Here is a 13,318-nt window from a genome sequence, read left to right as displayed (position 1 = left end):
GGGCTTTCGCCATATCGGCCTGGGCTTATGCTAGATCAACCCAGCTGCTTGAAAACCGGCGGAGTGAGCCCGCCGACGATCTGGCTCCCGAACGCCACGCAATTGCGCCCACGGCGCTTGGCTTCGTAAAGACAGGCGTCGGCATCGGCGATCAAGGCTGCCGGCTCTCCCTTCATCGCCGGGTGCAAGCAACTGACGCCCACACTGATCGTCACGTTCGAGGCCGGCGGCGGTGCGTCCAGACGCAATCGCTCGATGCCGGATCTCAAGCGCTCGGCGAACTGGGCTGCCGCCTCGCCGGAAGCGGTACGCAGGATCACCGCGAACTCCTCTCCTCCGTAGCGGGCGACGAGGTCCCCGCTTCGCCGCGACAGTGCCGCAAGTTCTTTCGCCACCTCGCGCAATCGCCGGTCCCCCATCTGATGGCCCATTGCGTCGTTGAGTCGTTTGAAGTGATCGATGTCGATCATCAGCAGGGAAAGGTTCTGTCCGCTTTGGAAGGCGTTCCGGCATTGCCGCCGAATTTCTTCATCGAAGCGGCGTCGGTTGGCCACGCCGGTGAGCGCATCGGTGTGCGCCAGTTCGTCGAGCTGCTCCTGCGTTTCGGACGAATGCACTTGCGTCACCACGCTACGCGATCCGTAGCCGACGATCGCAAAGGCGAAGCCGACGATCGCCAGGCGCAGATGCTGCCCGGCCAGCAGCGCGGAAGTCGCCAGCAGGCTCAAGGGCAGCACCAGCGGGCTCACCGCCGCCACGATACGAACCAGCCGGCGATTCGGCTCGGGCACCTCGTCGTCGTGGCTGCCCCGGCGCAGCGCCGATGCAGCCAGCAGCAGGAACGGCACGTCGATCAACAGGTCCGAATAGCTGCCGTAGCCGGCGCTCTCGGACTCGAGATGATTGATGTAGAACGCCGTCAGGAAATAGACGAACGAAAACTGCGTGAGCCGCCAGAAGAACTCCCGGAGCCGCGGATCCCGGCTTGAGCGCCAGCGGATGAACGAGAACAGCAGGATGTAGAAGTTCTCGATGTCGAACAGCAGCTGCAGACTCAGAATTCCCCGCGGATCTGACTTGGGCAGGGTCGCGAACGCCTGGGTATGCACCGCAAACAGCGCTCCGAGCCCCAGCGCCAGAACGCCGTCGATCACACGTTCGGAGCTTCGCCCGCTCTCCGGAGTCGCGAGCACGAACGTCAGCGGAACGCCATAGAGCACGAACAACGCCAGGCTCGCCACGTCGAGCCAGGCAGCGTCATATCGCGTTGAAACGAGATGGACTGCCATTGCGGCGGACCACAGCGCCATGCCCAGACTCAGCGCCCTCCACTCGTGGAGAGGGCCATGGGCACGAGCCCGCCACAGGCTCGAGAGCCCCGCAGTTGCCGGGAGCAGCGTCAGCATCAGCAGCGAGAGATATTGTCCTTGCGCAGGAAAGAATCCGATGAGCAGTCCATGCACGAGCAGAATCGAAACGGCGAGAAGGAACACTGGCACATCCGTCTCCTCATCCTTGTGCGGGACGGTGGCTCGCTCCCTTGGCCGCTCGAGCGACTCTGCAAACCTGCGCACCCCGTTCAAGCCGGAAAATAGCATGTGCCCGCCGATGCTCGTTGCCGTCCGTCACGGCATCCGCAGGCGCTCGGCGCCCGAAACGGCGGCTGGAATGCCGAAGCTGTCGCGGAGTTGGCCGCAAGCCTCGATTTCTTCAGGTGCCGGCGGCCACCCAGGACGCGGCGGTAGCGGCGTCAAGGCCCGTGAGGGTCGAGCGCCTGGCGAAACGCGGACAGAAAGCTCGCGAAGGCCACGCGAATGGCAGCCATTGCGCCGGCCGTGTCCGCCGCACGCACGCGATCGAGGATCGCCTGGTGGAATCCGACGGCGGCGGAATAATCGTTGCCGCTTTCGGCGATGCGACGCAGCAGCAGACGCGCGCGCACGTCCCAGTGGAAACTGTCCCAGGTGGTCAGAAAAGCCCGGTTGCCGCTGGCCTCGACGAGCCTGCGATGGAACGCCAGCACCGCGGGCAGATACGCGGTGTCCTTTTCAGGCGAGCCGAAACCCAGGCGGATGCGTTCCATGTCCGCTGCGAGCGCTTCGCAAACCGAGTCCGCGAACGGCATCGCGAGTTCGACCGACCGCACTTCGATCGTCGCGCGCAGCTCGTAGGCATCGAGCATTTCGGCGACGTCGGTGCTGCGCACGCGCGTTCCGCGATACGGCTCGGCGATGACCAGGCCCAGGGTCTCGAGCTCGCGCAAGGCTTCGCGCACGGGCGCCTGGCTGACCTTGAATTCGCGCGCGAGCGCGAGTTCCTTGAGATGGAAACCGGCCGGATAGGCGCCGTCGAGGATGCGCGAGACCAGCAGCTCGCGAATACGAGTCCGCATGCAGGCCCGATCGAGGGTCTGGCCCGTCGCCGGGGCCCGCATGCCCGAACTCACGGAGCGACGACCGGTGACGGCGGGCTCGCCTGCTCGGTCGGCGCCTTGCCGAGCTGCTCGCGCGTCCAGCCGCCGCCGGTCGCGCGAATCAGATCGATGCCCGCGACCACGCGATTGACGCGCGCATCGAGCGCGGCGCGCTGCACGTTGAGCGTGGTGGTCTGCGTGCTGGTCACTTCGAGATAGTCGGCAACGCCGGCCGCGTAGCGCTTGTTGGCGTGGAACAGCGAGCGCGAGGCGGCTTCGAAAGCCGCATCGCTGCGCCTGGCCTGCTCGGCCAGATGGTTCAGCGCCGCGAGATTGTCCTCGACTTCCTGATACGCCACGAGCACCGCCTTGCGGTAATTCGCCACCGCCTCGTCATAGGCTGCGCGCGTGCGCTGGTTGAGCGAGGCACGCGCTCCGCCGTCGATCAGCGGCAGCGCCAGCGACGGGCCGATCGACCACAGGCGGCTCGGCGCATCGAACCAGTCCGAACTGCGCGTGGCCTCGTAGCCACCGCCGGCGCCGAAGCTGAAAACCGGGAACCAGGCCGCACGCGCGACGCCGATTTCGGCGTTCGCAGCGGCTACCGCGCGCTCGGCCGAGGCGATGTCCGGACGGCGTTCGATGAGGCTCGACGGCAGGCCGATGTCGACCGCCGGCGGCTCCACCGTGAACGCGCCCGGTGCGAGCGTGAACGTCGACGCCGACTGGCCGACGAGCACCGCGATCGCATGCTCGTACTGCGCGCGCTGCAAACGTGCGGCCGCGAGCTGCGCGTAGGTCGATTGCACCTGCGTCTCGGCTTGCGCGACGTCGGCCTCGGCCGAAATGCCGCCCGAATAGCGGTTGCGCGTGAGTTCGAGCGCCCGCTCGAAGGCGTGCACGCTGTCCTCGAGCAATGCGATCGTCGAATCGCTGCCGCGCAGCAGGAAATAAGTCGAAGCGAGCTGCGTCTGCAAGCTCAAATCGAGCGCGGCGAGCTCGCCCGCGCTGGCTTCGACCCGACGGTTCGCGGCCGCGGTCGCGTTGCGCAGGCGACCGAACAGGTCGATCTCCCACGAGAGTCTGAGCGTGGCGAGAAAATCGTTGCCGATCGCCGGATCGCCGCCATTGCCCGGGGCGTTGCCGGACACGCGGGCGCGGGTGACGCCGGCGTTCGCATCGACGGTCGGGAACAGGTTCGAACGCGTCTGCCCGGCCAGGGCTCGTGCCTGCTCGTAGCGCGCGAACGCGGCGCGCAGATCCTGGCTCGACGAGGCGAGCTGCGCTTCGAGCGCGTTGAGCTGCGCATCGCCGAAAGCCTCCCACCAGGGACCGCGCGGCGCGGCGTCGGCCGGCTGCGCGGGCTTCCAGTCACCGGCGTTTTCCTTGTAGCCGGAAACTTCGGGCATCACCGGCGCTTCGTACTCGGGCGCAAGCGAGCAGGCCGACAGCAGCGCGGCAAGCGCTCCCGTCAAAACCGGAGCCCGCAGCGCGGCAAGCGCTCCCGTCAAAACCGGAGCCCGCAGCGCGGCAAGCGCTGCCATCGCCATCGCATTCGCATCGAGCGGTAACTTGGCGGACATCGGCCTGCTCACGACTTCGCATCCTTCTGCGGCGCCTGCTGCGCCTGCCGGGTGTCTTCGGACTGCGTGATGCGCACCTGCGTGCTGTCAGTGATCGAATCCGGCGGCGCGACGATGACCTGGTCCTGCGTCGTCAGGCCGCTCGCGATCTCGATCTCGGTACCGAAGTCGCGGCCGAGCGTGACTTTCTTCATCACCACCTTGTCGCCCGCAACGGTAGCGACGCGCAGGCCGTCGCCGCTGAACAGCAGCGCATTGGCCGGCACGCGCAGCATCGAGGCCGCGCTCGCGACGCCGAGCTTGAAGTGCACCTCGGCATACGAACCCGGCAGCAGCTCGTTGTTGGCGTTGTCGACGAGCAGCTGCGCGAGCAAGGTGCGCGAGCTCGCGTCGATCGCACTCGAGGTGCTGTCGAGCTTGGCCGTGTAGGACTTGCCCGGACGATCGGGGAAGAACACTTCGGCCTGCAGGCCATCGCTCATGCTCGCCGCATAGGTCTGCGGCACGCGCACGTACAGGCGCAGCGAGCGCGTGTCGGCGATGCGGAACAGCTCGGCGCCCGAGCTGCTGCCGCTGTTGATCAGCGCACCGCGATCGGTGTTGCGCGCGGTGATGACGCCGTCGAACGGCGCGACGATGTTCTTGAAGCCCGACAGCTCGCGCAGGCGCTGCAGGTTGGCGCGCGCCGCGTTGGTCGCGGCGAGGCTCGCGGCCGCGGTGGCGCTGCGCTCATCGGCCTCCTGCTGCGAGACCGAATCGGTCGAACGCAGGTCGCGCCAGCGCTCGGCGGTGACCTGCGCGATCTTGAGGTTGGCCTCGGCGTTCGCGAGCTGCGCTTCGGAAGCGTGCAGCTGTTCGTCGAGATCCGGCGCTTCGATCTCGGCGAGCACCTGGCCGGCCTTCACGGGCGTGCCGATGTCGACCAGCCAGCGCTTCAGATAGCCGGCGGTACGCGCATAGATCGGCGCCTGGTAGTTGGCCTGCACGCTGCCCGGCAGCACCAGCGCGACTTCGCCGCCCGAGGCCTTGGGCCTGACCACCTCGACCGGCAGCGCGATCTGCGCCTGGGTGTCTTCCTCGAGCCTGGCGCTCGCGCGCTGGCGCGAGAACAGGCCCCAGGCGACGAGGATCAGCGCGACGAGGCCGATGACGATGCCGACGCGCGAAAAGCCCTGCTGCGCGGAAGGTTTCTGCGAAAGATGAAAGTTGGTCTTCATGACGGCCACTTAAGCGCTGGGAGTGTGGGCCGCGTGATCGCGGCCGTGCAGCATCGAGAACAGGGTCGGAACGAACAGCAGCGTCGCGATGGTGGCGAAGATCAGGCCGCCGATCACGGCGCGGCCGAGCGGCGCGTTCTGCTCGCCGCCTTCGCCGACGCCGAGCGCCATCGGCAGCATGCCGATGATCATCGCGAGCGCGGTCATCAGCACCGGACGGAATCGCGTGTAGCCCGCGTCGAGCGCGGCCTGCGCGGCGCTGGCGCCTTCGGCCAGACGCTCGCGCGCGAAGCTCACCATCAGGATCGAGTTCGCGGTCGCCACGCCCATGCACAGGATCGCGCCGGTCAGGGCCGGCACCGACAGCGTGGTGCCGGTGACGAACAGCATCCAGGCGATGCCCGCGAGCGCGGCCGGCAAGGCCGAGATGATGATGAAAGGATCGAGCCAGGACTGGAAGTTGACGACGATCAGCAGGTAGACGAGCACGATGGCGCCGGCCAGGCCGATCAGCAGGCCGGTGTATGACTGCTGCATCGTCAGCATCTGGCCGCGCGCGACGATGCGCGTGCCCTTGGGCAGATCCTGGCTGTGCTCGGCGATGATCTCGTCGACGCGCCGGCTCACGCTGCCGAGATCGCGGTCCTGCACGGCGCCGTAGATATCGATGACCGGCTGCGCGTCGTACTTGCTGACGATGCTCGAACCGAAGCCGCGTTCGATCGTCGCCAGTCCGCCGAGGATCTGCGGCTCGCCGCTGCTGCTCGCCACCGGCAGGTTCTGCAGATCCTGCAGCGTCGCGAGCTGGTTCTGCGGCGCCTGCGTCACGATCGGATACTGCGTGCCGTTGTTGAGGTTGAGCCAGAACGTCGGCGAGGTCTGCAGGCTGCCCGACAGCGTGATGAGCAGGTTGTTGGCGACATCGCGCTGGGTCAGGCCGAGCTGCTCGGCGCGGCTGCGATCGGTGGCGACGCGCAGCTCGGGCTGGTTGAAAGCCTGCTGCACGCGCAGATCGACGAGCCCCGGCACGCCGCGCAGCGCGTTGAGCAGCTTGTAGGCCACCTCGCGATTCTTCGGACTGCCGCCGACCACCTGGATGTCGATCGGAGCCGGCAGGCCGAAGTTGAGGATCTGGCTGGTGATGTCGGCGGGCAGGAACGCGAAGCTCGTCGACGGAAACTCCTCGGGCAGGCGCTTGCGCAGCTCGCGCACGTAGTCGGGCGTGGAGCCGTGGCCTTCCTTGAGCGCGACGAAGATATCGGCGTCGCCCACGCCGATCTGGCCCGAGTTGCTGTACGTGAGGTTGATGCCCGAAACCGGCAGGCCGACGTTGTCGACGATGCTTTCGAACTCCTCGGCCGGAATCACCTTCTTGAGTGCCGCTTCGATGTGGTCGACGAGGATCGCGGTGTCTTCCACGCGGGTGCCGGTGGCGGCGCGAATGTGCAGCTTGATCTGGCCCGCGTCGATGCTCGGGAAGAAGTTCTGGCCGAGCAGCGGATACAGCAGCGTCGACAGCAGCATGGCGCCGAGAAACACGCCGACGAACGCACCGCGACGCTCCTGCACCGACTGCAGCACTTCGTGATAACGGCCACGGAATTTCTCGAAGCGCGCCTCGAAGCCGCGCTGGAAGCGCTGCAGCGGGCCCTTGGCCGGCTGCTCGTGCGCATGCGGGTCGTGCTTCTTGAGCCAGTACATGGCGAGCGTCGGCACCAGCGTGCGCGAGAGGATGTACGAGGCGATCATCGCGAACACCACCGCCTCGGCCATCGGCACGAACAGATAGCGCGCGACACCCGAGAGCAGGAACATCGGCACGAACACGATGCAGATCGCCATCGTCGACACCAGCGCCGGCACCAGGATCTGCCGCGAGCCTTCGAGAATGGCGGCTTCGACGTCCATGCCTTCCTCGAGGAAGCGGTTGATGTTCTCGATGGTCACGGTGGCGTCGTCGACGAGAATGCCGACCGCCAGCGCCAGGCCGCCGAGCGTCATGATGTTGATGGTCTCGCCGAGCGCGTTGAGCGCGAGGATCGAGCTGATGATCGCCAGCGGAATCGAGATCGTGATGATCAGCGTCGAGCGCCAGCTGCCGAGGAACAGCAGGATCATCAAGGCCGTGAGCGCGGCCGCGATCAGGCCTTCGGTGACCACGCCCTTGACCGCGGCCTTGACGAAGATCGACTGGTCGCCGGTGTCGGCGATGCGCGCGCCTTCGGGCAGCTGCTCGCGAATGAACGGCAGGCGTTCCTTGATCGTGCTGACGATGTCGAGCGTCGAAGCCGAACCGGTCTTCTGGATCGACATCAGCACCGCGCGCTTGCCGTCGACGCGCACGATGTTGGTCTGCGGCGGATGGCCGTCGTGCACGTGGGCGACGTCGCGCACGTAGACCACCGAATCGCCGATCTGCCGCACCGGCAGGTCGTTGAGCTTCTGGTAGTCGATCGGGCTCGCGTTGAGCTTCACGTTGTATTCGATGCCGCCGATCTTCTGCGTACCGGCCGGAATGATGAGGTTCTGGTTGCCGATCGCGGTGTTGACGTCGGACGCCGACAGCCCCAGCGCACGCAGGCGCGCCGGCATCAGGTCGACCTGGATCTGGCGCGTCGCGCCGCCGAACGGAAACGGGATCGAAGCGCCCGCAACGGTCGCCAGCTGGGCGCGGATGAACGAATTACCGAAGTCGAACAGCTCGGATTCGCCGAGCTTGGTCGACGACAGCGCCAGCTGCAGGATCGGCACCGTCGAGGCGTTGTACTTGAGCACCAGCGGCGGCGTCATGCCCGACGGCATGTTGCGCAGCGTGGTCTGCGCGAACGCAGTGACCTGCGACATCGCCAGGTTGATGTCGACGCCCGGCTGGAAGAACACCTTGATGACGGTCACGCCCGGATACGCCTGCGATTCCACGTGTTCGACGTCGTTGACGAGCGTGGTGACCGGGCGCTCGAAGTTCGAGGTGATGCGCCCCGCGACTTCCTCGGGCGGCAGGCCGGTGTAGCTGTAGACCACGCCGATGACCGGAATCCTGATGTCCGGAAAGATGTCGGTCGCCATGCCCTTCTGCATCGGCGTGCCGATGACCACGAGGGCGCCGAGCAAGGGAAGCAACAGCGCCATCACGATGAACGTGTAGGGCCGCGAAAGGGCGATTCGGACAATCCACATGCGGTAGGCGTTCCTGACAGGGCGCGAAGCCACGAAGCTCCGGCTAACGAGCTGATCGGCATTGCGATCAGTCATCAATCGATTATCGATAATTCCAAGCGCGAGCCGCAACGGCAAATCGCTTACAAATGCGGTCCTGCGAAATGAATTATTTTTTAGTTACTTACATGTCGGTAAAGCAGCGGCGCGACGCAGCGTAATGGCCCGTCCGACCCCAGCGGTGAATCGTTCCTACCGCTTTCTTGCCTGATCCTGCCGATCACCCCACCACAGAGGCGCGCGCACTCAGCTCAGCGCGATTTCCTCGAAGCGGTCGGCCTCGGCGAAATAGAGGCCGGTGCGTAGGATTTTTCCGGGCCTGAGTTCGCGCAGCAGGCCGAAGTAGGCCCGCAGCTGGCTGCGATAGCGCTCCACGCCCTCGGCCACGTAGGCCGCCACCTGCCCGGCCTCGATCGGCCTCGCCGAAGTTTTGTAGTCGATGATCCAGAGCGTGCCGTCGTCGTCCTCGAAGCAGCGGTCGATCACCGCCGCCACCCACTGCCCGCCCTGGTAACCGGCGAGGTGATATTCGTTGCGCGCCCAGGGCTTGGGCCCGAGCAGCCAGCGTCCTCGCGGGCTCGAGAGCGTGCGTCGAACGAGTTCGAGTACGCGGTCGACCGCCTTCTCGACCTGCGGCTCGGGCAGGCCGAGCCGCCGGAAGCCCGAGCTCAGGGCACCGCGCCGCGAATCTCCGCCGTCGGCCCAGGCTTCGATGCCTTCCGCAGCGATGCGCTCGAGCGCCTCGTGATAGAGCGTGCCGACGAGCTGGGCATAGAGATCGCCCGGCGCGGCCACGCGCTCCTCGCGCTTGTCCTCGGCCGCGTTGAGCACGCCTTCGCTGGGCTTGAGCGTGCGGCGCTCCTGCGGGCGATAGACGAGCGCGTCGTCGGCGTCGGCCAGCGGCTTCCAGTCGATCGGCAACCGCGGGCTGCGCGGCGGCGGGCTCAGCGTGGCGGTGGCGGTGGCGGACCGCGGCACGACGGAGGCGCGGCCTTCGAACGCCGGCGCGAAGCGGGCCCGCAGCAGGCCGGCGAAGGATTCGGCCGCGAACTCCGGGCCTTTGGGTCCGACGTCCGCGCAGGCGTAGAGCGTCAGGCTGCGCTTGGCCCGCGTGACCGCGACGTAGAGCAGCCGCAGCGCCTCGTTGCGACGCTCGGCGACGTGCTGCCGGTGCAGCCAGTCGTAGAGCGCGTGCGCGGGGTCGGTCTCGTCGAAGGATTCCGGCGGGCGTGGAACCAGCAGATGACCGTCCCGATCGTGCCTGCCCTCGCCCGCCTGCCAGCTGCGCAAATGCCAGAGCGGCTTGTCTTCGGCGCGCGGCTTGCGCTCGCAGCCCACCAGCAGCACGTGATCGAACTCCAGGCCCTTGGCCTTGTGCACGGTCATGACCTGCACCTGCCCGGCGCGCGGCTCGGCATAGAGCTGCGCCAGGCTGCGGTCGAGCGCGGCGATGTCGGCGATGCCGTCGCCCGCCGTCTGCCGGCGCAGCAGGCGCAGCGCGGCCTGCACGTCGGCGAGCCCATCGGCACCGACACAGGCCGCGCCGCCGAGCGCATGCCAGACCGCCTCGGTGCGATCGGCCAGGTTCAGGCGCAGGCCCGGGTTGGCTGCACTCGCGGCCAGCGCGTCCCACAGGCGCTGCAGGCGGGCGCGGCCTTCGGCGCTCAGCGTGAGCACGGCCTCGGGCTGGGGATCGGGGCCCGGATCGGAAACGGCCTGCGGGGCGGCAAACAGATCGCCGGTTTCGCCGAATTCCGGGCTATCGGGCAAGGAGAACGGCTCGACCGGTTTCAGCGCCGCCTCGATCCGGTCCGGCCAGCTCCAGCGCGTGCGCCCGGCCGAGATCGCGACCAGATCGGCCCAGCTCATGCCGACGAACGGAGCGCGCAGCAGCAGCGCCCAGTGCAGCCGATCGGCCGGATGCCAGAGAGCGCGCGCGAGCGCGACCAGATCGCGCACGGCCGGCTGGGTGGCGAGCGGATCGATGTCCTGGCAGGCCGGCGACAGCCCGCGCGCGCGCAAGGCGCGGATCACCGGCGCCAGATGCGGGCGCGCACGTCCGAGCACGACCACGCTCGCACCGCTCGCGACGAGCCGCTCGGCCTGCTCGGCCGCCGCCTCGGCGGCGATGGCGCCTTCGTCCGCGCCGAACGCGGCGATGTCGACGCGTCCGTCCGCGGCCGGACGCTGCGCGTCGCTAGGCGCGAACGGCACGATGCCGCGCTCAGCGTCGGTGTTCTTCGGGAATACCGCCGACAAGGCCTCATTGAACCAGTCGACCACCGCCGCGCTGCTGCGGAAATTGGCCGACAACCGCAGGCAGGACAGCGGCAGGTGGCCGAGCCGGCGCTCGCCCCAGAGCTGCAGGAACAGCCGCACCTCGGCCTTGCGGAACGCATAGATCGATTGCTGCGGATCGCCGACCAGAAACAGCGAGCGCCCGTCGCCGTCTTCCCAGGCCGCGGTGAGGCGCAGCAGCAGCTGCACCTGCGATTCGCTGGTGTCCTGCATCTCGTCGACCAGCAGATGGCGGATGTGTCGATCGGCCCACAGCAGGCCTTCGCCGACGCCTTCGTCGGACGTTTCGAGCGCGACCAGCGCCGAGCGCGCGATCTCCGAGAAATCGGTCTCGCCACGCTCGCCGAACACCGCGAGCAGATGCGCCGACAACCGGCGCAGGCAGCGCAGCAGCGCGCGCTGGAAGTCCTTGAGCGTCGGCGGGTAATGCGGATGCGGCAGCTTGCGCAGGCGCTGGCAGGCGGCCTCCAGCGCCTCGTCTCCGGCCAGGGACTCGAGCAGCTGCTTCATGCGCTGCGTGTAAGCCTGCCTGGCGACGAAACCGCTCTTGACGTTGATGCCGCCGGCCGAGCGCAGGCGCCCGTCCTTGGTCATCAGCAGCTCGATGAGCTGGCGGAACGTCGGCAGGTGTTCGAGCGTCGCGGGCGGCCAGGCGCTCAGCGTCTCGGCCCAGCGCAGCAGCTCGTGCTGACTCGCGCCTTCGCGCAGCAGGTCCACCAGTTCGCAGCCCGAGGCTTCGCCGAGCAGGCGATGAAAATCGCCGAGCCCCTGTTCGACGAAACCGCGCAGCAGCGCCGCTTCGGCCTCGTCCCAGACGGATTCGTCGTAGCTCACGACCGGCGACAGCCACTGCTCGCGGCGTGCGAGCAGCTCGCTCAGCGGGCCGATGAGCCGGTCGATGCGATTGCCCGCGAGCCTCAGCACCAGCGCGAGCGCATCGCGATCGGCCACCGGCAGCTCGTCGTCCTCGAGCTCGGCGAACAGGCGCATGACCGCTTCGGAATACAGTTCGCGCGCATCCTCGGCGACGCGCACCGGACCGCCGAGCCGCGACAGCAGCGGCTGCCGTCCGGCGAGCTGGGCGTTGAAGCTGTCGATGGTCAGCGCGCGCAGCCGGTCGGGCTGGTCGAGCAGGTTCCAGCCACGGCGGCGATCGTGGTCGAGCAGCTCGCGCGCGGCCTCGTAGGCGGCCGGCATGTGCTCGCCGGGCTCGCCGCGCTCGGCGGCCTGCAGCAGTTCGAGCAGACGAAAGCGGATCTCGGCCGCGGCCTTGTTGGTAAAGGTGATCGCGACGACCTGCTCGGGCTGCTCGCAGCGCGCGAGCGCGAGCAGCATGCGGCTCACGAGCAGGCCGGTCTTGCCCGAGCCGGCCGGCGCCATCACGAGCACGTTGCGATCGAGGTTCAGCGCGGCGCGGCGCTGCTCGGCGTCGGGCAAGGGCTTGCGTATCTCGGTCGGCGAAGTCACGACTCGTCCTCGTCGGACTGCGCGTCCGCGTCGACGAACAGCAGCAGGTCCGCATAGAAGCTGCGCGCATTGACCTTGCCGATGCCGGCCTCGCCGGCCAGGAATCCGCGCGCCGCGGCGATCAGCTGCTGGCGCCAGTCCGACAGCTTGTTCGCCCAGTCGTCGCGCAGATCCTGCAGCTCGCCTTCGATGAGTTTCTGCCGCCAGTCGGTCAGTGCCGACAAGGTCGGATGGCCGTCCTTGAGATGGCCGAAGCAGATGCCGTCGACACGCGGAACACCCATGACTTCGGCCGCCGCATGGCTCGCGTAGAGCGGCAGCTGCGGCTCGGCGAGCCGGTCGGCGCTCCAGCCGCGCGGATCGGCGTTGCGGCCGGTCTTGTAGTCGAGCACCAGCCAGCGATCGCCGTCCGGATGGCGCACGCGGTCGATGCGGTCGATGCGCAGCTTGAGCGGCAGGCCGGCAAGCCGCATCTCGACCTCGGCTTCGATGTGCTCAACCGAAAACGGATCGAGCCGGCGGCGCTCGTGGCGCATCCATTGCCCGAGCACGTCGGCCTGGCGCGCACGCTCGAGCGCCACCGGCACGCGGCCGTAATCGGCCGGCGGCATGTGCTGATCGAGCGCCGGATCGAGCGCGGCGGCGATGGCGGTGGCGATCTCCTCGTCGCTGCGCCGGGCCAGTTCGGCGCTGCTGCGCAGCTCGCCCCAGACCGCTTCGAGCACCGCGTGCGCGACGTGTCCCTGGCGCGCGGCGTCGAGCCAGCGCGAAGGCTCGCGCAGCGCTTCGATGCCGAGCCGCGAACGCGCGAACGCGAAGAACGGCGATTCGAACCAGGCCTGGAACAGCGCCGCGCCGGCACGCAGCCGGCCGAGCTCGTCGGCGCCGACGGCCGGCACCGGATCGTCGGCCGGTCGCGTGCACTGCGGCCCTTGGGCGGTGCGCCGGTCGAGGCCCGAGAGCTCGGCGAGCGCCGGCGCTTCGACCCAATCGGCCGGCGTGCCGAACAGCGGCGACGGCGTGCCGGTCGAGGCCCGAGAGCTCGGCGAGCGCCGGCGCTTCGACCCAATCGGCCGGCGTGCCGAACAGCGGCGACGGCGTGACCTGCGCCCCGCGCTCATCAA

Annotated in this window: 7 protein-coding genes; all 7 read right to left on the bottom strand. The window is 68.2% G+C overall.

Features of this window, described 5'->3' with window-relative positions; genetic code table 11:
• Positions 1-35 precede the first annotated feature (35 nt).
• On the bottom strand, positions 36-1,598 hold the full coding sequence (locus WQQ_RS18615; protein WP_083844643.1) for a GGDEF domain-containing protein: 1,563 nt from the start codon (positions 1,596-1,598) through the stop codon (positions 36-38).
• Positions 1,599-1,750: 152 nt separating this feature from the next.
• Positions 1,751-2,392, bottom strand: a complete 642-nt coding sequence (locus WQQ_RS23295) for a GntR family transcriptional regulator (RefSeq protein ID WP_192812998.1) — start codon at positions 2,390-2,392, stop codon at positions 1,751-1,753.
• A 50-nt stretch (positions 2,393-2,442) separates the two neighbouring features.
• A complete protein-coding gene (locus tag WQQ_RS18605; protein WP_007186805.1) occupies positions 2,443-3,996 on the bottom strand; it encodes an efflux transporter outer membrane subunit in 1,554 nt (517 codons plus the stop codon).
• Between the two features lie 8 nt (positions 3,997-4,004).
• On the bottom strand, positions 4,005-5,213 hold the full coding sequence (locus WQQ_RS18600; protein WP_007186804.1) for an efflux RND transporter periplasmic adaptor subunit: 1,209 nt from the start codon (positions 5,211-5,213) through the stop codon (positions 4,005-4,007).
• Between the two features lie 9 nt (positions 5,214-5,222).
• Positions 5,223-8,390 (bottom strand): efflux RND transporter permease subunit, encoded by a 3,168-nt coding sequence (locus WQQ_RS18595; protein ID WP_007186803.1) that lies wholly within the window; start codon positions 8,388-8,390, stop codon positions 5,223-5,225.
• 285 nt (positions 8,391-8,675) lie between these two features.
• The gene (locus WQQ_RS23290) at positions 8,676-12,194 is read right to left on the bottom strand and encodes a UvrD-helicase domain-containing protein (RefSeq protein ID WP_007186802.1); all 3,519 of its coding nucleotides are present in this window, start codon (positions 12,192-12,194) and stop codon (positions 8,676-8,678) included.
• Complete coding sequence (locus WQQ_RS23895; protein ID WP_085943152.1) at positions 12,191-13,315, bottom strand: PD-(D/E)XK nuclease family protein; 1,125 nt, start codon at positions 13,313-13,315, stop codon at positions 12,191-12,193. The genes WQQ_RS23290 and WQQ_RS23895 overlap by 4 nt, the downstream gene beginning before the upstream one ends.
• Between the last annotated feature and the right edge of the window lie 3 nt (positions 13,316-13,318).

This window comes from Hydrocarboniphaga effusa AP103, assembly GCF_000271305.1.
GTDB classification, from domain to species: Bacteria; Pseudomonadota; Gammaproteobacteria; order Nevskiales; family Nevskiaceae; genus Hydrocarboniphaga; species Hydrocarboniphaga effusa.
This window is presented reverse-complemented; position numbering and strand designations above follow the sequence as displayed.